A 21890-nucleotide genomic window follows, 5' to 3' on the forward strand; every position below is an offset into this window, starting at 1 on the left:
AAAAGTAAAAAATATTTGCTGCAAACGGTTTAAAACACTATATTTGCAACACAAAATAAGAAATACACGGGCATAGTTTAAAGGTAGAACGAAGGTCTCCAAAACCTTTGGTCTGGGTTCGAGTCCTGGTGCCCGTGCATAATAACTTAAATAATCAAAAAATGGCTAACGTACTTGGTTTTTTTAAAGAGTCATACGAAGAGATCACACAGAAGGTTACTTGGCCTACTTGGTCTCAGTTACAAAACCACGCTGTGGTTGTACTTATAGCTTCCTTAATAATCGCTATGGTGGTGTTGGCAATGGATAAGGCTTCAAGTAATATTTTGGAGTTGTTGTACGGTACTAAGTAAGCAATCTATCAATTAGTATTATGGCAGATCAAACGTTGAAATGGTACGTAGTGCGTGCTGTGAGTGGTAAAGAGAAAAAGGTAAAGCAATATATAGAGGCTGAAGTAAATCGGTTGGGGATACAGCATTTGATTCCTCAGGTGTTAATACCGATGGAGAAGTATTACCAAATGCGTGATGGTAAGAAAGTTGCAAAAGAGCGAAATTACTACCCTGGATATGTATTGATTGAGGCAGCTTTGGATGGTGAGATTGAGCATATTATCAAAAACCTAAATAGTGTTATTGGCTTCTTAGGAGATAAAGCTGGCGTAGCCATTCCGTTGCGTCAGGCAGAGATTAATCGTATCTTAGGTAAGGTGGATGAGATGGCTGAGCAGGGAGAGTCTATCAACATGACTTACTTTGTCGGTGAATCTGTTAAGGTAATCGATGGTCCGTTTAATGGATTTACTGGTGAGGTTGAAGAGGTGCATGAAGATAAAAAGAAATTAACGGTTATGGTTAAGGTGTTTGGACGTAAGACTCCTTTAGAACTTAACTATATGCAGGTTGAAAAAGAATAGTCGGTGCTTATTAATAAGTGATAAGATATTGTAACCAGTTCATTTTTTGGGCTGGTTTTTTATTTGTAAAAATAAATCAACAATAGTCTTTTTTAATTAAAAACTTCTTATTATCTTTGCACCTCGTTTAGTTGCGTAAATCTAATGATCGGTGACTTTTCGAAATAAATGTTACAAGTATTGCTTCCAACTTACTAACAAACATTTAACACATTAAATAACAAACAAAATGGCAAAAGAAGTCAGTGCGTTAGTAAAATTACAAGTAAAGGGCGGTGCAGCAAATCCATCACCTCCAGTAGGACCTGCTTTAGGTGCTAAGGGTGTGAATATTATGGATTTCTGTAAACAGTTCAATGCTCGTACGCAAGACAAACCAGGACAAGTATTGCCCGTTGTAATTACTGTTTATGCTGATAAATCATTTGATTTTATCATTAAGACTCCACCGGTAGCAGTTCAGTTGAAAGACGCTGCTAAATTGAAAAGTGGATCTGGCGAACCTAACCGTAAGAAAGTTGCTTCTATTACTTGGGAGCAAGTGGAAACGATCGCTAAAGATAAAATGCCAGATTTAAATGCATTTACTGTAGACGCGGCAATGAGAATGGTCGCTGGTACGGCACGTAGTATGGGTATCACTGTTTCAGGTGACGCTCCTTGGAAAAATTAATTAACGAAATCAGTTTAAGAAAGTGGCTAGATTAACAAAGAATCAAAAAGCGGCACTATCCAAAATTGAAGCTGGTAAGGCGTACACTTTAGCTGATGCTGCGGCATTAGTTAAGGAGATTACTATGACTAAATTTGATGCTTCTGTGGATATCGACGTGCGTTTGGGCGTAGATCCACGTAAAGCGAATCAAATGGTTCGTGGTATTGCAACATTGCCTCACGGAACTGGAAAAACTGTGCGTGTTTTAGTATTGTGTACTCCTGATAAGGAGGAAGAAGCTAAAGCAGCAGGTGCAGATTACGTAGGTCTTGATGACTATATCAGCAAAATTGAAGGTGGTTGGACTGACGTTGACATCATTATTACTATGCCTTCGGTGATGGCTAAAGTAGGTAAATTGGGACGTATTTTAGGCCCAAGAAACTTAATGCCTAACCCTAAGACTGGTACAGTAACTACAGAAGTAGGTAAAGCTGTAACAGACGTAAAAGGTGGTAAGATTGATTTCAAGGTTGACAAAACAGGAATTATTCACACTTCAGTTGGAAAAGTGTCTTTCCCTGCAGAGAAAATTTACGAAAACGCATTAGAAGTATTGCAAGTTATCAGTAAGTTGAAGCCTTCTGCAGCTAAGGGAACATACTTCAAGAGTATTCACATCTCATCAACAATGAGTCCGGGTATTCATGTAGAAACTAAATCAGTAGCAGGAATTTAATCATGAGAAAAGAAGAAAAACAAGAAATTGTTCAAGCTTTGGCCGAACAGATTAAATCCTACGGTAATTTCTATATTACTGACACTGCTGATTTATCTGTTGAAAAAATCAATGGAATTCGTCGCAAATGTTTCGAGCAAGATATTATCATTCAAGTTGCTAAGAACAGCTTGATCGAGAAAGCATTGATCGAAGCGGGGATTGACTCAGAAGAACTTAAAGGTGTCTTGAAAGGCGCTTCTACAATGATGTTCTCTGAGAATGCTAATGCGCCGGCAAAATTGATCAAGCAATTACGTAAAGAAGGAGATAAGCCTGTATTAAAAGCGGCTTATATACAAGAGACTACTTTCGTAGGCGACGATCAGTTGAATGCACTAGTTAGCCTTAAATCTAAGGAAGAATTGGTTGCAGATATTATTGCGGCATTACAATCACCTGCGAAGAATGTTATTTCTGCTCTTCAATCGGGAGGAAATACAGTTTCAGGTTTGTTGAAAGCTTTAGAAGATAGAGGCTAACGAACGTCTCTCAAATAAAAGTTCGTGAACTATTAAAAAATAATTATTTAAGAAAATTTTAAAAATCAAAATAAAATGGCAGATTTAAAACAACTTGCTGAACAGTTAGTTAACTTAACGGTAAAAGAAGTTAAAGAATTAGCTGATATCTTAAAAGATGAGTACGGTATCGAGCCTGCTGCTGCTGCTGTTGCAGTTGCTGCTGCTCCTGCTGAAGGTGGCGCTGCTGCTGCTGAAGAGAAAACATCATTTGACGTTATCTTGAAAGAAGCTGGTGGTCAGAAATTAGCAGTAGTTAAATTAGTTAAAGATTTAGCAGGCTTAGGCTTGAAAGAAGCTAAAGATTTAGTTGACGGTGCTCCTAAAGAATTGAAAGCTGGTGTTTCTAAAGACGAAGCAGAAGCTTTGAAAAAGCAATTAGAAGAAGCTGGTGCTGTTGTTGAAATTAAATAATTTCGCATAACGCCCAAAAGAGATTAGACTCTGATAGTTTCTATCAGAGTCTATTCCTGTTTTAATGTATTGAAGTAGGTCATACGTGTACTGTCGTATGATTTAGAGAGTGACAATTAGCAGTACAATTAAGCTCAGTTTTTTTAAACTAAAATCTTATTCCCTTGGCAAACAATAATATTCAAAAGGAAAGAGTGAACTTTGCTACAAGTAAGAAGGTAATTGATTATCCGGATTTCTTGGACGTGCAATTGGAGTCTTTCAGGGAGTTTTTTCAATTGGAAACTACTTCTGATAATCGCCATCAGGAAGGGTTGTACAAGGTTTTCGCGGAAAACTTCCCTATTTCTGATTCAAGAAACATTTTCGTGCTAGAGTTTTTGGATTATTTTATTGATCCGCCTCGTTACGATATTCAAGAATGTATCGAGCGTGGTCTAACTTATAGCGTGCCTTTAAAAGCAAAGTTAAAGTTATCTTGTAATGACGAAGAACACGAGGATTTCGAAACTATCGTACAAGATGTATATTTAGGTACGATCCCGTACATGACACCAAAAGGTACTTTCGTGATCAATGGTGCCGAACGTGTAATCGTATCTCAGTTGCACCGCTCTCCTGGCGTATTCTTTGGTCAGAGTAGACACACAAATGGTACTAAACTTTATTCTGCAAGGGTAATTCCTTTTAAAGGGTCTTGGATCGAATTTGCTACCGACGTTAACAATGTCATGTACGCTTATATCGATCGTAAGAAAAAATTCCCAGTTACAACGCTGTTACGTGCTATCGGTTATGATTCAGATAAAGATATCTTAGAATTATTTGACCTAGCTGATGAAGTAAAGGTTAGTAAATCGGGACTAAAAAAATACATTGGCCGTCGTTTAGCGGCAAGGGTATTGAACAAATGGACTGAAGATTTTGTAGACGAGGATACAGGTGAAGTTGTATCGATCGATCGTAACGAAATTATTTTTGAACGTGAAACTGTTTTGGAAGAGGATCACATTGACTTGATCATCGATGCAGGTGTAAAATCGATTATACTTGCTAAGGAAGATGAATCAAACAATGCGGACTATTCTATTATATATAATACCTTACAGAAAGATACGTCTAACTCAGAGAAAGAAGCGGTAGAGCATATCTATCGTCAATTGCGTAACGCTGAACCACCTGATGAGGAAACTGCTCGTGGTATCATCGATCGTCTATTCTTCTCGGACAAACGTTATGATTTAGGTGATGTAGGTCGTTACCGTATCAATCGTAAGTTACAATTAGGTAAAGACGCCGATACGAAAGTATTGACACGTGAGGATATTATTGCTATCGTTAAGTACTTGATCAATTTGATCAACTCTAAAGCTGAGGTAGATGATATCGATCACTTGTCAAACCGTCGTGTACGTACGGTTGGTGAGCAGCTATATGCTCAATTTGGTGTTGGTCTGGCACGTATGGCTCGTACAATCCGTGAGCGTATGAACATCCGAGATAATGAGGTGTTTACACCTACGGATTTGATTAATGCGCGTACATTATCGTCGGTTATTAACTCGTTTTTCGGGACCAATCAGTTGTCTCAGTTTATGGACCAAACGAATCCATTAGCTGAAATTACGCACAAACGCCGTCTATCTGCGTTAGGTCCAGGAGGTCTTTCTCGTGAGCGCGCCGGCTTTGAGGTTCGTGACGTTCACTATACACATTACGGCCGTCTTTGTACTATCGAAACACCAGAGGGACCAAACATTGGTTTGATTTCTTCTTTGGCTGTTCATGCGAAGATTAACAATTTAGGGTTTATTGAAACACCATACCGTAAAGTTGAAAACGGACGTGTGGTTGTAGAAGAGCCTGTAGTGTATTTGTCGGCTGAAGACGAAGATGAGAAGACAATCGCGCAAGCGAATGCGATATATGACGATAAAGGTAATTTTGAAGATCCAAAAGTAAAAGCAAGATACGAGGGTGACTTTCCGGTTATCGAGCCGGAAAAATTGGATTTGATGGACGTTGCTCCGAACCAGATTACTTCTATTGCGGCTTCGTTAATTCCATTCTTGGAGCATGATGATGCCAACCGTGCATTGATGGGATCGAACATGCAGCGTCAAGCTGTTCCATTATTACGCCCTCAAGCTCCGATTGTAGGTACTGGTCTTGAAGGACGCGTAGCGTCCGATTCACGTACGTTGATCAATGCAGAAGGTTCTGGTGTTGTGGAGTATGTTGATGCTGAGGAGATTAAGATCCGTTATGACCGTACTGATGATGACCGTTTGGTTTCATTTGACGACGACGTAAAAACTTATCGCTTAATTAAGTTTAAGAAAACGAATCAAAATACTTGTATTAACCTGAAGCCAATTGTTAAAAGAGGTGAGAAGGTTGTTAAAGGTCAGGTATTATGTGAAGGATATGCAACAGAAGATGGCGAGCTGGCATTAGGCCGTAACCTGAAAGTTGCATTCATGCCTTGGCAGGGTTACAACTTTGAGGATGCGATCGTAATTTCTGAACGTGTAGTATCTCAAGATATTTTCACTTCACTTCATATTGAAGAGTTTGAATTGGAAGTCCGTGATACAAAACGTGGTGAAGAAGAATTAACTGCTGATATTCCTAACGTATCCGAAGAAGCTACTAAAGACTTAGACGAAAACGGTATTATCCGTGTCGGAGCTGAAGTAGGAGAAGGCGATATATTGATTGGTAAGATTACACCAAAAGGAGAATCTGATCCTTCACCAGAAGAAAAATTATTACGAGCTATCTTTGGTGACAAAGCAGGTGACGTAAAAGATGCTTCTTTGAAAACTCCTCCTTCGATTAAAGGTGTCGTTATCGATACGAAGTTATTCTCTCGTGCTAAGAAGATGTCTAAAGAAGTCGAAAGAAAAGCTTTAGAGAAGTTGGAAGTTACGCACGAAAAGAACTTAAGAATATTGAAAGATCGTTTGGTTGATAAATTATTTACAATTGTAAATGGTAAAACCAGTCAAGGTATCTATAATGTTTATAAAGAGTTGTTGCTTGCGAAAGGAGCTAAGTTCACTCAAAAAATCTTAATGGATCTTGACTATGCAAATGTCAACCCATTTGGATGGACTACGGACGATGAGAAGAATGATATGGTGAAAATGGCTCTTCATAACTACAATATCAAGTTGAATGAAGAGTTAGGTGCTTTCAAACGTGATAAATTTGCTGTTTCTGTAGGTGATGAGCTACCTTCTGGTATCGTACAGATGGCTAAAGTTTATGTTGCTAAGAAACGTAAATTGAAAGTGGGAGATAAGATGGCTGGACGTCACGGTAATAAAGGTATCGTAGCACGTATCGTACGTGATGAAGATATGCCTTTCTTAGAAGACGGTACACCTGTTGATATTGTGTTGAATCCACTAGGGGTACCTTCGCGGATGAACCTGGGCCAGATCTATGAAACCGTTCTTGGTTGGGCAGGTCAAAAATTAGGTATGAAGTTCGCAACTCCAATCTTCGACGGTGCCGAAATGGATCAAGTAGAAGAGTGGGTAGACAAAGCTGGATTACCTCGATCAGGGCGTACGTATTTATACAATGGTCTTACAGGAGATCGTTTTGACCAACCGACTACTGTTGGGGTTATCTATATGTTGAAATTAGGGCACATGGTTGATGATAAGATGCACGCTCGTTCTATCGGACCTTACTCGTTGATTACGCAACAACCATTAGGTGGTAAGGCACAATTCGGTGGTCAGCGTTTCGGTGAGATGGAGGTTTGGGCCTTAGAAGCATTCGGTGCATCTAACATCTTACAAGAGATCTTGACTGTGAAATCGGATGACGTTGTGGGACGTGCTAAGACATATGAAGCAATCGTCAAAGGTAATAATTTGCCTACTCCATCTGTTCCTGAATCGTTCAATGTATTGGTACATGAGCTCCGTGGTTTAGGTCTAGATATCACATTAGATTAATCAAGCAAAGAAATGAGCTTAGGAGGTCTTCGATCTCTTAAGCTTTTACATACATCTTTAAGTTATACAACGTATGTCTTACAAAAAAGATAATAAAATTAAAAGTAACTTCACTTCCATTACCATTAGTTTGGCCTCTCCAGAGACTATTTTGGAGCGTTCAAGTGGAGAGGTTACTAAACCGGAAACAATCAACTACCGTACCTATAAGCCGGAACGTGATGGTTTATTCTGTGAGCGTATCTTTGGTCCTGTAAAGGATTATGAGTGTCACTGTGGTAAATACAAACGTATCCGTTATAAAGGTATTGTCTGTGATCGTTGTGGTGTAGAAGTTACCGAAAAAAAGGTGCGTCGTGAGCGTATGGGACATATCAACTTGGTAGTTCCTGTGGCACACATTTGGTACTTCCGTTCACTTCCTAATAAAATCGGTTACTTATTGGGACTTCCAACTAAGAAGTTGGATATGATCATTTATTACGAGCGTTATGTTGTTATCCAGGCGGGTATCAAAGAAGATGACGGTATCTCGTACATGGATTTCTTGACTGAAGAAGAATATTTGGATATTTTGGATACACTTCCAAAAGAAAACCAATATTTGGATGACAATGACCCTCAGAAGTTTGTTGCCAAAATGGGAGCAGATGCTTTAGAGGAATTATTGAAGCGTCTTGATTTAGATCAATTGTCTTATGATTTACGTCACCAAGCTGCGAATGAAACTTCTCAACAGCGTAAAAATGAAGCGTTAAAGCGTCTTCACGTGGTGGAAGCCTTCCGTGGTGCTAATACACGTATCGAAAATAGACCGGAATGGATGATCGTTAAGATTGTTCCTATTATTCCACCAGAGCTACGTCCTCTAGTACCTCTAGATGGTGGTCGTTTTGCAACTTCCGATTTGAATGACTTATATCGTCGTGTGATTATCCGCAATAACCGTCTTAAGCGTTTGATCGAGATTAAAGCTCCTGAAGTAATTTTACGTAACGAAAAACGTATGCTTCAAGAGGCTGTTGACTCGTTGTTTGATAACTCACGTAAGGTAAATGCAGTGAAAACTGAAGGTAACCGTGCGTTGAAATCATTATCTGATATTTTGAAAGGTAAACAAGGTCGTTTCCGTCAAAACTTATTAGGTAAGCGTGTTGACTATTCGGCTCGTTCGGTAATTGTTGTAGGACCTCACCTGAAGTTACACGAGTGTGGTATTCCTAAAGATATGGCCGCAGAGCTTTACAAACCATTCATCATCCGTAAGATGATTGAAAGAGGTATTGTTAAAACTGTAAAATCAGCGAAGAAAATTGTAGATCGTAAAGATCCAGTGGTATGGGACATCCTTGAAAATGTATTAAAAGGACACCCTGTATTACTAAACCGTGCACCTACGCTTCACCGTTTGGGTATTCAGGCTTTCCAACCCACCTTAGTAGAAGGTAAAGCGATTCAATTACACCCATTAGTGTGTACAGCGTTCAACGCCGATTTTGATGGTGACCAGATGGCGGTCCACTTACCTTTAGGTAATGCTGCAATTTTGGAAGCCCAAATCTTAATGTTGGCAGCTCACAATATCTTAAATCCCGCAAATGGTTCTCCGGTTACTGTACCTTCACAGGATATGGTTTTGGGTCTGTATTATATTACAAAAGGCCGTAAGACGGATGATTCTCGCAAGATGAAGGGTGAGGGAAGTATCTTCTATTCTCCAGAAGAGGTTATCATTGCTTTGAACGAGAAACAAGTTGATCTTCACTCTTGGATAAAAGTACGTACCAATACGTTGGGAAGTACAGGTGAGATCGAGAGACAGATTATTGAAACTACCGTAGGTCGTGTTATCTTTAACCAGATTGTTCCTGCAGAAGTGGGATATATCAATGAGATCTTAACAAAGAAATCTTTGCGTAATGTAATCGGTGAGATTGTAAAATCAACCGGGATGGCACGCGCAGCTAAATTCTTGGATGATATGAAGGAACTTGGTTTCCAAACAGCATTCAAGGGAGGTTTATCCTTCAACTTGCAAGATTTGAATATTCCTGCTGCTAAAGCAGAATTGATTGCGCAAGCTACAAATGAAGTAGATGAGGTGATGAACAACTATAACATGGGTTTCATTACAAACAACGAGCGTTACAACCAGATTATCGATATTTGGACGCGTATCAACAACAGATTGACTGCGCACGTAATGGATATCTTGTCTAATGACAACCAAGGATTCAACTCTGTATATATGATGTTGGATTCTGGAGCCCGTGGTTCGAAAGAGCAGATTCGTCAGCTATGCGGTATGCGTGGTTTGATGGCTAAGCCTCAAAAATCAGGTAATTCAGGTGGTGAGATTATCGAAAACCCGATTTTGTCAAACTTTAAAGAAGGTTTGTCGGTATTGGAGTACTTTATTTCTACGCACGGTGCGCGTAAAGGTCTTGCGGATACAGCTTTGAAGACAGCGGATGCTGGTTACCTGACACGTCGTCTACATGACGTAGCACAGGATATGATTGTTGTTGATCATGATTGTGGAGGTCTTCGCGGTATTTATACTACAGCGTTGAAAGATAACGATGATGTTGTTGAACCATTATACGATCGTATTTTAGGACGTACGCCACTTCACGACGTTTATCATCCTGAAACGGATGAGTTGATTGTTGCCGCTAACGATGATATTACAGAAGAGGTAGCTGCTGCAATTGATGAGGCTGGTATAGAAGGTTTAGAAATCCGTTCGGTATTGACTTGCGAGGCTAAACGTGGAGTTTGTGCTTGTTGTTACGGACGTAACTTAGCGTCGGGCAAGCGTGTTCAAATGGGGGAAGCTGTCGGTGTAATTGCAGCTCAGTCTATTGGTGAACCAGGTACACAGTTAACACTTCGTACATTCCACGTAGGGGGTACCGCATCGAATATTGCCAATGAGTCTACTATTATAGCGAAGTACGAAGGTACTATCGAGTTTGAAAACGTGCGTACGGTAGAAAAAGAAGGTGAAGAAGGTTCTTATCATGTTGTCTTAGGACGCTCCGGTGAAATAAAAGTTGTTAATGCTGACCGTAAAGTCCTTTATCAACAAATTATTCCTTACGGATCTAACCTTTATGTTAAAGAAGGTGATAAGGTAGAGAAAGGCACTAAGCTTGTTGATTGGGATCCATATAACGCGGTGATTATTTCTGAGTTTGCGGGTAAAGTCGAATTTGATGCTATTATCGAAGGTGTTACTTTCCGTGAAGAGTCTGACGATCAAACTGGACACAAGGAGAAGGTTATTATCGAAACACGTGATAAGACGAAAAACCCGACGATCAAGGTTCTTGATAATAAGGGTGAAGTTATCCGTTCGTACAACATTCCTGTTGGAGCCCACGTTTCGGTATCAGATGGTCAGAAATTGAAAGAAGGAGCTATCTTGGTTAAGATCCCTCGTTCAACAGGTAAGACCCGAGATATTACAGGTGGTCTTCCTCGCGTAACGGAATTATTTGAAGCACGTAACCCTTCAAACCCTGCTGTTGTTACTGAAATTGACGGTGTTGTTTCTTTAGGTGGAGTGAAGCGAGGTAATCGTGAGGTTTCTATTGAATCACGAGATGGTCAAGTTAAGAAATACTTAGTGCCACTTTCGAAACACATCCTTGTACAAGATAATGACTTTATCAAAGCGGGTATGCCTTTATCTGATGGACAGATTTCTCCAGGCGATATATTATCGATTAAAGGTCCTTCAGCGGTACAAGAATATATCGTTAACGGTATTCAGGAGGTCTATCGTCTGCAAGGTGTGAAGATCAACGATAAGCACTTTGAAACAATCGTACACCAGATGATGCAGAAAGTGAATATCGAAGATCCGGGAGATACACGTTTCTTGGAGAGAGAAGCTGCAAACAAATGGGATTTCATGTTAGAAAACGATTCGTTATATGACAAGAAAGTGGTTGTTGACGCAGGAGATTCAAATTCATTACGTCCAGGACAAATCGTTACTTTACGTAAACTACGTGAGGAGAACTCTAGTCTAAAACGTCAAGACATGAAGTTGGTTGAAGTACGTGATGCTATCCCTGCTACATCTAGCCCATTGCTTCAAGGTATTACTAGAGCATCATTGGGCACTAAGTCATTCATTTCTGCTGCGTCTTTCCAAGAGACAACGAAAGTATTGAATGAAGCAGCTATAGCTGGTAAACGTGATGATTTATTGGGACTGAAAGAAAATGTAATTGTAGGACACTTAATTCCTTCAGGTACAGGACTTCGTCACTACAGCAATATCATTGTTGGATCTCGTGAAGAGTATGATCAGTTATTAGCTTCTAAAGAGGAAGATTAATTTCCTTTTTGAAAGTATGCTATAACAAAGGGGCTGTCCAAGTGGATGGCCCCTTTCTTTTTTATTCGGTGTACACGAAAACGTTTTCGTACATATCTCTCTTGCTTTGCTTTTTTTGTTAGTTAACTTTATTATTATTGTGTTAAATAATAATAAAGTATGAGCATTTTAGAACGTTTTTCTTTATCAGGGAGAGTGATTGTTGTAACTGGAGGAACAGGTATATTGGGTAGAAATTTTGTCAAGGCTATAGCTGAAGCAGGGGCTAAAGTCTGTATTATAGGTAGAGATTTGAATAAAGCGCAGGAGCGCGTTCGTCTCGTTGAAGGAATAGGAGGGGAAGCTTTAGCTTTAGTCGGCGATGTCTTAGATGAAAATTCTATGCGGTTGGCATGTCAAGCCGTTCTGGAAAGGTGGGGTAAAGTTGATGCATTGGTTAATGCTGCAGGAGGAAATATTCCAGGAGCAACCATTGGGCCCGATCAGGATCTTTTTGAATCCAATGTTCAAGATACGATTAAGGCTATTGAGTTGAACTTATTTGGTACGATCATTCCAACCCATGTTTTTGGAAAGGTGATCGCAGAACGAAGCAAAGGAACTATTATTAATATTGGATCGCTATCTTCTAGTCAAGCTATTACCCGAGTGTTGGGCTATACTGTAGCTAAGAATGGTATTATAGGCTATACCAAATGGATGGCTACGGAATTAGCGCTACGATATGGAGATAAGGTAAGGGTAAATGCAATCGCTCCTGGAGTGTTTTTAACGGAGCAGAATAGAACCCTTTTGACCAATCCAGATGGATCGTATACGGATAGGGCACAAAGGTTTGTCAATGGTACACCTTATTCCCGTTTAGGTGAGCCTTCTGAACTAGAAGGGACATTGATTTATTTACTCAGTGATGCGTCTGCTTTTGTGTCTGGCGAAACAGTATATGTTGATGGCGGTTTTAACGCTTGGACTGGGGTTTAACAGAATAATGATGATGAATAAATTTGAGCAAACCTGGAGATGGTACGGACCGAATGACTCGGTATCCTTACAGGATATTAGGCAGGCTGGTGCTACCGGTGTTGTTACTGCATTACATCAGATACCTCACGGAGAAGTATGGCCTGTATCTGCGATTTTGGAGCGAAAGGAGATAATTGAAGCCTCAGGCTTAATGTGGTCTGTAGTCGAAAGTGTTCCTGTACATGAGGCCATTAAAACTAGGCGTAGTGATGCGAATAGCTATATCGATAATTATAAGAAAACGCTGGAAAATTTGGCATCCTGTGGCATCCACGTGGTTACGTATAATTTTATGCCTGTATTAGATTGGACAAGGACTGAGTTGGGATTGGAATTACCTAACGGAGCTAAAGCTCTTTATTTTAATTGGATAGATCTTGCAGTTTTTGATATTTATATTCTAAACCGAATGGGGGCATTCGATGATTATCCCCAAGAGGTGGTAACTGAAGCTAAGCTACGTTTTGATAAATATTCTGATGTAGAGTTGGAGCGTCTGACACGTGTTATATTGATGGGAATTCCTAGTGAAAAGGCGACGTCAATAACGGATCTAAAAGATAGTTTGAAAGTGTACCAGGAGATCGGATTAGAGGGTCTTAGGGATAATTTGCTGTGGTTTTTGAGTGAGATCAAAGAGGTTTGCGAATCGCATGGTATTCTCATGGCTTTGCATCCAGATGATCCGCCATATCCAATATTGGGTTTGCCTAGAATAGCCAGCAATAAAGAAGATTATCTTAAGATAATTAATGGCGTGGATCGCCCATTTAATGGTATTTGCTTTTGCTCGGGTTCATTAGGGGCAGGTGTAAACAATGATGTTGTCGAAATAGCTACAGCAGTGAAGCACAGGGTGCATTTTGCACACTTTAGGAATGTGAAAAAAGATCGGATGGGTAACTTCTTTGAAGCAGACCATTTAGATGGTGATGTAAATATGGCAGCAGTTCTCAAGATTTTTATTGAAGAAAATCAAATACGTAGTAAACCGATTCCGTTTAGACCGGATCATGGTCATCAGATGTTGGATGATTTGAAGAAAGTAACGAATCCTGGATATTCTGCTATCGGTAGACTTCGGGGGCTAGCTGAGTTGAGAGGGCTTGAATTAGGTTTAATAGCTATTATGTAAGTATTGTGGATTTTCGGAGTTGGATAGTAGTTTCTAACAGCACAGTTTGAAATTCGATCTGACTCCGATCCCTTTTGGAGTTTATAAGATTTAAAAGTAATTGTAATGCTGTGCTCGCCATTTCTTCGGTCGGTTGGTGGACCGTTGATAAGGCTGGGTTTAGACTGTTGGCAAACTCAATATTCGAAAATCCGATCACAGCAATGTTTTCAGGGACATGGATTTTAAGATCTGCCAGTACACCAAGGACACGGGTAGTTAATGTCTCTGTTGTACCTATTATTGCGTTTGGAACATCCTCTGATGTCATGCATTCTGAAATTATTTTTTCAAGGTCGTCATCTATCTTTTTTAGCGACTTGCTGTAGTCTATATAAATCAGATGTTTCTCGTTAATTGGAATATTATAGTCCTGCAGAGCTTTTTTATAACCTTCAAGCCGATACTGGGTCACACCAATGTTCTGACCACATAATACTATTATTCTGTTTCTGTTTATTTTTAGAAGTTCCTCTGTCGCTCGATAGGTACTTTCTATATTATCAATTCCTACTTTATGCGTGTCCAAATTGTAATGAATACGGTCGAAGATAACGACAGGACAAATGTTGTCATGGATATTGGCTATTAATGATAGATTTGAGGTTTCACTGACAGGTGCAATTACAATTCCATCGACCCCTTGGTTAGTCAATGTTTTTAGTGCTTTTTCTTCTTCTTCTTCTTTGTCTAAACTTTGCATTAAAATAATATTGTAACTATTTTGGATTGCTTCTTGGTGTAAGTATTGGACAAGTTGAGCGGTAAAGGGCGTACGGACACTGGGTAATACAACGCCGATACTATTGGTTTTTCCCAACTTAAGATATTTAGCTAGTGGGTTGGGTTGATAATTATATCTTTCAGCTAATTCCCTAACTTTTGCTTTCGTTTCTTCACTGATTTCATAGCTGTCATTTAGTGCTTTTGAAATTGTAGATGGGGATAGATTTAATTTTTGAGCAAGTTCTTTTAAGGTTATTTTAGCCATGATAATCGGTTACTTCTTGTCTACAAGATAAGAAAAAAGAAGGGTATTCCCTTCTTTTCGTTACCTTAAATCTATAATTTCATAGTCTTTATACCTTTCCTTTGCGAAGCGAAAGATACTCTCTTCAAATTTTTGGCCTAGGTATAGTGTTTTGATAGTATAGGTAAATCGATTTCCGGATTTATCAAATATAGAAACGTCGTGTATATGGTTATTTTTGTTGATACGTAATTTTATTTTGAAATAATTTGTTTTGGTATCAGTGGGAGATAGTTCGACAACTCGCAATATTTCTGATTTTCCATTTTTTGTCAGTTTCTCATCAGTCATACTTATATATTTGTACCCATTTTTATAAAAAGAAAACAAATTGTTGGGACCTATTGTATTATCATCGTGTTCGGCGTCTGTAACCTGTACCTCTTTTATATCTTTCGATATATTCCAAACTGTGCGGCCATCTGAGAGAATCTCTTGCTCAGGAAGTCTGATGGCATATTGTTTTTTCGGCTTGTTAAAATACATAGTGCCAGAGCTATTGTAGCTTTTCTTTTCTGCGTCCTGTACTGTCAGATCGAATTGGGAACGGATGGTTTTATAAGAATCGTATCGCTTGGATACATCATTTAGCATTTTCTTTGCAGCAGGGTCTGTCTGCGCCAATGCCCCTATTGTAACTATGCTTATTGTGTAGATTAGCGTAAATAGTAATTTCTTCATATGTGTTACTTATTGTTATATGTCATATGGAGTTAGTTTTCCTTTCTCAATGACTCCAAATATTGTTCTAGGGAGTATTCGTCTGGATAGAGTACTTCTCTGGCTTTACTGCCTTCAAAAGGTCCCACAATGCCTGCTGCTTCCAGCTGATCAATGATCCGGCCAGCTCTATTGTATCCTAATTTTAACTTCCTTTGTATGAGTGATGTCGAACCCTGTTGATGCATGACGATCAGTCGGGCCGCTTCCTCAAATAACTGATCTCTGTCAGATAGGTCAAAGTCCATAGAGCCTGAACCTTCGCCTGATTCATCAATATATTCTGGAAGCATAAATGCTGAAGGATAGCCCCGCTGTCCTCCGATAAAATCGGAAATACCTTCTACTTCTGGTGTATCTACAAAGGCACACTGTATACGTATCAGGTCACTTCCTGTTGCCAATAACATATCTCCGCGACCTATCAGTTGGTCTGCACCGCCCGAATCCAGGATCGTCCTTGAGTCTACTTTCGATAATACTCTAAAGGCCAGACGTGCGGGAAAGTTGGCTTTGATCGTACCCGTTATAATATTTACAGAAGGGCGTTGTGTCGCAATAACTAAGTGTATCCCCACAGCCCGAGCTAATTGCGCGAGTCGTGCTATCGGTGTTTCGACTTCTTTACCTGCGGTCATCATTAAATCTGCAAACTCATCTACGATCAATACTATAAAAGGTAAGAATCGATGACCCTCCTCAGGGTTTAATCGTCTATTGACAAATTTTGCATTGTACTCTTTTAAGTTACGTACTTGCGCATTTTTTAGTAGGTCATAACGTTGATCCATTTCGATGCACAGCGAATTTAACGTATTAATTACCTTTTTGGTATCGGTGATGATGGCCTCTTCTTCATTCGGCAACTTTGCGAGAAAGTGGCGTTCAACTTTTTTGAATAGGGAGAGCTCAACTTTTTTTGGATCGACCAATACGAACTTTAGCTCCGCAGGGTGTTTTTTGTAAAGTAGTGAAGTAAGTATGGCGTTAATTCCAACAGACTTACCTTGACCCGTGGCTCCAGCAACGAGTAAGTGCGGCATTTTTGCCAAATCCGCAATATAAACTTCATTGGATATGGTCTTACCGAGTGCGATAGGTAAATCCATATCCGTTTTCTGGAATTTTTCAGTAGCCAATACAGAACGCATGGATACCATTTCGGGCGTACTGTTAGGAACCTCAATTCCTATGGTACCTTTACCTGGCATAGGTGCGATGATACGTATTCCCAAAGCCGCTAAACTTAACGCAATATCATCTTCTAAGTTTTTAATTTTCGAGATTCGAACACCTGGTTTGGGAATAATCTCGTATAGCGTGACGGTAGGACCGATAGTCGCCTTTATATGTTCTATTTCAATATTGTAGTTTCTTAACGTATCGACGATTCTGTTTTTATTTGCCTCTAATTCTTGTTGATTAATTGTTATTTTGCCTGTGCCGTAGTCTTTAAGTAAATCTAGTGTAGGATGTTGATAACTGGACAAATCTAACTTTGGATCATATTCTCCAAATTGAGCTACTAGATCGTTTGCAGAAATTTGTTTTTCTTCTTTTTGTTTCTCGATAAATAGTGTCGGTTCGTCAATATCTTCTTCTTTCGTAGTCTCAATTTCCAAAGGTGTATCGACGGTCAGTGCTATCGATTTGTCCTCTACCGATCGGACTGGCGTTTCGAAAGTCGGTTTGGTGTCAAAAGTGACACTATTTTTTGTTTCTAGCTCATCTAGTTCGAGTTCTTCGTGTTCAGATTCTTTGTATTCTTCACGAAGGTGCGCATATCTATCATTCAATGTGGCGGAGAGGGGCGGGGTATTTCTGTTTCGTAATGTATTAGATACTTCAATTATGGCACCGTCAATATTTTCCTCTTCTTGCTCTTCTTTTTCCTGAATTATGATAGGGTCTCTCTTAACTGTTGTCTTTCTCGATAAGAGTTCTTCTTCTTCTTGGTTACTGATAGATTTATTGGATTGAAATGTAAATTTCAAATCCAGATTGTAAATCAGGATTAATGCTGTGAGGTAAGCGAAAATCAATATACCTCCGACACCATATTTCCCAATTTGGGCATTTAGGAGCTGGTTGGTCCAGAAACCAAATTTGCCTTCTAGGATGTGTGGTGTCTCGGTAATATATTCCTGTATGAACCCAAGGGTTATGGATAAAAAGATTATTCCTATTGAAGCGTATAGGGTCGTTTTCCATACAGGTAGAATAGATTTTTTGTAAAGTAGTTTATAACCAAGGACAAATAATATCAAGATAAACAGAAAAGAGGCGATACCAAACCATTCAAAAATAAATTGATTAGCTAAAAGAGCGCCTAATTTTCCCAGTTTATTCGCTACAATAGGTAGTTCTGATGTTTCATCACGTAGTTCTTCGGATGTGTCAAACAAGGTTCCCCAGCCGCCGTTTGTTACCGCAATATAACTTTGATCTTCTTTCCAGGTAAATAAGTAGGATGTAAAAGCAACTGCCAATAAGAATGAACTCAGTATCAGAAATAGGCCGAGTATCTTCAACGCTTTTCTTTGTCCTTCAGAAAAATTAATATTATCGAAGGATTTGAATAATGAAGGTGCTTTTTTATTAGAAGAGATTGCTGCAGTCTCCTTTGTCTCTTTACTACCTCTGTTTTGACTACTATTTTTAAATGTATTGCCTTTGTATGCCATGAAAATGTGATACTTTACCTAATACAAACTTATTAAAAAAAAAGGGAGAAATGCAGTGTTGTTCCCGGATTTATATTAGATCTGTAGCGGTAGGTCCTTGTTGTCCGTTTTAGTGAATAAAATAGTATCTTGTCGTGTTGACTATGAAGAATATATATATCACCGCTCTTTTTTTTGTATTACTGTTTTTGAACAGTTGTATCAAAGACAATGATTCAGAACTGTACGGTAGCCCTAGTAATTTTGCAGGACTAGCCGTATTTAATGCTATTCCGAACTCTACTGCAGTCAATCTCTTAGTGGAGGGGAATCGATTGAATATGACAAGCGAAAAATTACCGTTTGGTGGGTATATATCGCATCGTAATTTATACCCGGGTGCAAAGGTGATCACCGTAGAGAATCAAAATTCGAAGGGAGAAACCCAAAGGATTACGCAAAATACTTCTTTGATTTCTGGAGATATTTATAGTTTGTTTTTGTACGAAGAGAATGGTATCAAATCCCTACTTGCTAAAGATAATATGGTAATTCCTCGTAATGGCTATGCCAAGATAAGGTTAGCAAACATGGTGAAGGATGCTCCCGATTTGGCTATGTCGAGTGGAAAGGAGCCCCAAACTCTCTATGCGGACGTTCCTTTCAAAACGGTGACTGAATTTATTGAAGTTAAAGCAGGTGAGCCGTTGACGTTTAGGATCGTTCCGGCTGATTCAAAAATAAACTTACCCGAAATCGTTTTGGAGAACTTTTCCCTAGACAATAAAGCGATTTATACGTTTATGGTAAAAGGTCTATTAAACGCAGCTCATGAAAATGAAGAAGTTTCTCTAACGGTGATAAAATTTTAAAGGTCAGTATGAATTTATCTTCTTCTGCCTTTATTTTGTCGCTCTTGAAGAGTGCTTCGTAGTAAATCATTAAAATCTTCTTCGACCTGAAAAAATTGAGAGGCGCGAGCTTGTCCGATTACTTTCGCAAATTCTTCTCTGCATTGTTTCTTTATCTCTACTTCTTTAGCGTCAAAAGCAATTACATCGCGCCTTCCACCATTAAAAGAGTTTGCTTGCTGTGGTGTTCCTCCGCGTTTAGCTTTTTTTAAATCCCTTAATTGCTCGGTGTATTTATTATATATAGGGAAGAATTTTTGTGCTTCACTTGGTGTTATTTTTAGCTCTTTAGTGATATAGGCTATTTTTTCACTTTCAATAGCTTCAAAGTTATTTTGCTGGGCAAATGATGCTATGTGTAAAATGAATATTAGTGAAAATGTGGTTAAAATATACTTTAATCGTAACATTATAACATGTAATTTAAATATTCTTTTATATCCTCGTCGTCTATTCTTTTGTCAATTTTATTCTGACTGGAGGTTTCATTCTCTACAAATTTTGTAAGATGGATTAGATCTTCTCCTTCAGAAACCTGTGCAAGGTAGTCGAGTATTTCCTCGTTACTTACATCATGTAAATTAACCTTCGCACTGTTCGCTTGTAAATCAGGTTCAGTAATGGCCGGTGCGGTAGCGTCTTTTTGTACAGCGAAATACGAACCAATACCTATTAGAAACACTACGGCAGCGGTAGAAGCGTAGCTGAACCATTTTTTTCGCTCCGAAAAAGAAATAATAGTTGTGTTTTCAGGATTTTCATTATCCAGTTGCTTTGTTGCCTTTTTGATAGTATCAGTTAAGGATTCAAAGTAATCTTGAGGAACATTAAAACCTGTGTCAGAGACCGCGTCTTGAAGTTTATTTTCTGCTAGCCTACTCTGAATCGAGTGCTCCAGCGTCTCAAAATATCCATCGGGGACTTGGTAATCTAACGTAGCCGTCTGATTCTTAAGTTTGCTTTCTGATACTTTTGATAAGATCTGCTCTTCCAATTGATCAAAATAGTGATCCGGTACAGGATACGTAGTCGAGTCTGCGTTTAATTTGCACTTCTCAATAGTCAATTGCGCTACAATCGATTGCTGCTGTACACCGAAGAAATTTTCTGGAGTAGAAAAAGGTGTGACACGTAGTGAATCCGGAAGTTTATTTCTTCCTATGGGCTCGTTATGTGTATCTTTTTCCTTCATGGTCTAATATAGATGCTTTTTCGATGAAAAGGTTTAATCGTTGTTGTTAAAAAAAGATTCGACTTTCTTTACAGCTAAGTGGTACGATGCTTTCAGAGCTCCTACGCTTGTTCCTAGAATTTGGGATATTTCATCGTATTTTAAGTCTTCAAAATATTTCATATTGAAGACCAATCGTTGTTTTTCAGGAAGAGTCAGAAGCGCTTGTTGTAACTTCATCTGCGCTTTATCCCCATTGAAATAACTCGTGTCGGCTAAGGTTTCCGATAAGTACGATGAACTGTCTTCATCCAAAGAGATGTTATACTTTTGCTTTTTCTTATTTAAAAAAGTGATGCATTCATTTGTCGCTATACGATACAACCAAGTATACAGCTGCGAATCTTCTCTAAACTTTTCCAGGTTGCGCCATACTTTTATAAAAATATCTTGGGTCACGTCATCCGCATCGTCATGGTCAATAACCATGCGTCTGACGTGCCAATATATTTTCTGTTGGTATTTTTTTAACAAATGACTGAACGCTGCTTCTCGCGTGCGTTCATCTGCAAACATAGAAATGATTTGCGCGTCTTCCATTTATTTTCTACTAATAGCTTTACGTGCCGCAGCCACAATGCTATTGGCATTTAACCCGTATTTTTCCATTAACTGAGCAGGTGTACCGGACTCTCCGAAGCTATCATTTACGGCGACGTATTCTTGTGGGGTTGGCAGTTTTTGTGCGAGCACTTGTGCTACACTGTCGCCAAGACCACCTAAGCGATTATGTTCTTCAGCCGTTACTATACAACCTGTTTTTGCTGCTGATTTAAGAATTGCTTCCTCATCCAGTGGCTTAATTGTGTGGATATTGATGATCTCTGCATTGATACCTAATTTTTCCAACTCTTCGCCCGCTTGAATGGCTTCCCATACAAGGTGTCCGGTAGCGATAATAGTTACGTCAGTTCCTTCATTTAGCATAATGGCTTTACCAATCTCAAAAGTTTGATCAGCAGGAGTAAAGTTAGGAACGACAGGACGGCCAAAACGTAAATAGACAGGTCCCTGATGATTGACTAAAGCAATAGTAGCTGCTTTTGTCTGGTTATAATCACAAGTGTTTATAACAGTCATTCCTGGGAGCATTTTCATTAATCCGATATCTTCTAGGATTTGATGCGTAGCTCCGTCCTCTCCCAAAGTAAGACCAGCATGGGAAGCGCATATTTTTACGTTTTTATCTGAGTACGCGATAGATTGTCTAATCTGATCATAAACACGCCCTGTAGAGAAGTTTGCAAATGTTCCTGTAAAAGGGATTTTTCCGCCAATGGTAAGACCGGCAGCAATACCCATCATATTTGCTTCTGCAATACCAATTTGAAAGAAGCGTTCGGGGAACTCTTTGATAAAGGCTTCCATTTTAAGGGAGCCAATTAAATCGGCGCATAATGCCACCACATTATCGTTGGTTTTTCCAGCCTCTAAAAGGCCAGCTCCGAAGCCGGAGCGAGTATCTTTAGATTCTGTGAAAGTATATTTTTTCATTTTTTAGCAGTATTAAGTTTTTGGATAGGAAA

The 21890-nt window shown here is 39.2% G+C and carries 18 protein-coding genes and 1 tRNA gene; 12 read left to right on the plus strand and 7 right to left on the minus strand.

Annotation, left to right across the window (positions count from 1 at the left end):
* Positions 1-66: 66 nt before the first annotated feature.
* The 11 genes from G7B18_RS07390 to uxuA all read left to right on the plus strand — a co-directional run bounded on the left by G7B18_RS07390 (position 67) and on the right by uxuA (position 13770).
* Positions 67-137: transfer RNA gene (locus tag G7B18_RS07390), tRNA-Trp, on the plus strand.
* Positions 138-161: 24 nt separating this feature from the next.
* Entirely contained in the window at positions 162-353 is a 192-nt protein-coding gene (secE, locus tag G7B18_RS07395) for a preprotein translocase subunit SecE (RefSeq protein WP_164108806.1), read from the plus strand.
* 20 nt (positions 354-373) lie between these two features.
* Positions 374-919 carry a transcription termination/antitermination protein NusG gene (nusG, locus tag G7B18_RS07400; protein ID WP_164108805.1) on the plus strand — a complete coding sequence of 182 codons (546 nt, stop codon included), beginning with the start codon at positions 374-376 and terminating at the stop codon, positions 917-919.
* A gap of 229 nt (positions 920-1148) precedes the next feature.
* Positions 1149-1592 carry a 50S ribosomal protein L11 gene (gene rplK, locus G7B18_RS07405; protein ID WP_079641248.1) on the plus strand — a complete coding sequence of 148 codons (444 nt, stop codon included), beginning with the start codon at positions 1149-1151 and terminating at the stop codon, positions 1590-1592.
* 22 nt (positions 1593-1614) lie between these two features.
* On the plus strand, positions 1615-2313 hold the full coding sequence (gene rplA, locus G7B18_RS07410; protein WP_021068873.1) for a 50S ribosomal protein L1: 699 nt from the start codon (positions 1615-1617) through the stop codon (positions 2311-2313).
* 2 nt (positions 2314-2315) lie between these two features.
* Positions 2316-2834 carry a 50S ribosomal protein L10 gene (gene rplJ / locus G7B18_RS07415; protein ID WP_164108804.1) on the plus strand — a complete coding sequence of 173 codons (519 nt, stop codon included), beginning with the start codon at positions 2316-2318 and terminating at the stop codon, positions 2832-2834.
* Between the two features lie 75 nt (positions 2835-2909).
* Positions 2910-3287: a 50S ribosomal protein L7/L12 gene (gene rplL, locus G7B18_RS07420; protein ID WP_002992785.1), complete on the plus strand. Its 378-nt coding sequence runs from the start codon at positions 2910-2912 to the stop codon at positions 3285-3287.
* Between the two features lie 164 nt (positions 3288-3451).
* Positions 3452-7261 (plus strand): DNA-directed RNA polymerase subunit beta, encoded by a 3810-nt coding sequence (gene rpoB, locus G7B18_RS07425; protein WP_164108803.1) that lies wholly within the window; start codon positions 3452-3454, stop codon positions 7259-7261.
* Between the two features lie 73 nt (positions 7262-7334).
* Positions 7335-11612, plus strand: a complete 4278-nt coding sequence (rpoC, locus tag G7B18_RS07430; protein WP_164108802.1) for a DNA-directed RNA polymerase subunit beta' — start codon at positions 7335-7337, stop codon at positions 11610-11612.
* Between the two features lie 159 nt (positions 11613-11771).
* Complete coding sequence (locus G7B18_RS07435; RefSeq protein WP_164108801.1) at positions 11772-12593, plus strand: SDR family oxidoreductase; 822 nt, start codon at positions 11772-11774, stop codon at positions 12591-12593.
* The gene (uxuA, locus tag G7B18_RS07440; protein ID WP_240452792.1) at positions 12562-13770 is read left to right on the plus strand and encodes a mannonate dehydratase; all 1209 of its coding nucleotides are present in this window, start codon (positions 12562-12564) and stop codon (positions 13768-13770) included. Before G7B18_RS07435 ends, uxuA begins: the two co-directional genes overlap by 32 nt.
* Here uxuA and G7B18_RS07445 read toward each other — a convergent pair.
* From G7B18_RS07445 to G7B18_RS07455, 3 genes are read right to left on the minus strand one after another with little or no spacing between them, the layout of a single operon-like run.
* Positions 13763-14800 (minus strand): LacI family DNA-binding transcriptional regulator, encoded by a 1038-nt coding sequence (locus G7B18_RS07445; protein ID WP_164108800.1) that lies wholly within the window; start codon positions 14798-14800, stop codon positions 13763-13765. The two genes, uxuA and G7B18_RS07445, sit on opposite strands and share 8 nt — an antisense overlap.
* Positions 14801-14860: 60 nt before the next feature.
* Positions 14861-15520: a LolA family protein gene (locus tag G7B18_RS07450; protein ID WP_164122271.1), complete on the minus strand. Its 660-nt coding sequence runs from the start codon at positions 15518-15520 to the stop codon at positions 14861-14863.
* A gap of 32 nt (positions 15521-15552) precedes the next feature.
* Positions 15553-18243, minus strand: coding sequence for an FtsK/SpoIIIE family DNA translocase (locus tag G7B18_RS07455; protein ID WP_164122272.1), 2691 nt, complete (start codon positions 18241-18243; stop codon positions 15553-15555).
* Between the two features lie 143 nt (positions 18244-18386).
* On the opposite strand from G7B18_RS07455, the gene G7B18_RS07460 reads away from it, so the two are divergent.
* Complete coding sequence (locus G7B18_RS07460) at positions 18387-19094, plus strand: DUF4397 domain-containing protein (protein WP_164108797.1); 708 nt, start codon at positions 18387-18389, stop codon at positions 19092-19094.
* Positions 19095-19108: 14 nt separating this feature from the next.
* Here the strand turns inward: G7B18_RS07460 and G7B18_RS07465 are convergent, their stop codons facing one another.
* From G7B18_RS07465 to G7B18_RS07480, 4 genes are read right to left on the minus strand one after another with little or no spacing between them, the layout of a single operon-like run.
* Entirely contained in the window at positions 19109-19543 is a 435-nt protein-coding gene (locus tag G7B18_RS07465) for a hypothetical protein (RefSeq protein WP_240452793.1), read from the minus strand.
* Positions 19543-20325 (minus strand): hypothetical protein, encoded by a 783-nt coding sequence (locus G7B18_RS07470; protein ID WP_164108796.1) that lies wholly within the window; start codon positions 20323-20325, stop codon positions 19543-19545. Before G7B18_RS07470 ends, G7B18_RS07465 begins: the two co-directional genes overlap by 1 nt.
* Positions 20326-20358: 33 nt before the next feature.
* Entirely contained in the window at positions 20359-20904 is a 546-nt protein-coding gene (locus tag G7B18_RS07475) for an RNA polymerase sigma factor (protein ID WP_164108795.1), read from the minus strand.
* Positions 20905-21858 (minus strand): transketolase family protein, encoded by a 954-nt coding sequence (locus G7B18_RS07480; RefSeq protein WP_164108794.1) that lies wholly within the window; start codon positions 21856-21858, stop codon positions 20905-20907.
* Positions 21859-21890: the final 32 nt, after the last annotated feature.

Source organism: Sphingobacterium sp. xlx-130 (assembly GCF_011007405.1).
In the GTDB taxonomy this organism is placed as follows: domain Bacteria; phylum Bacteroidota; class Bacteroidia; order Sphingobacteriales; family Sphingobacteriaceae; genus Sphingobacterium; species Sphingobacterium luzhongxinii.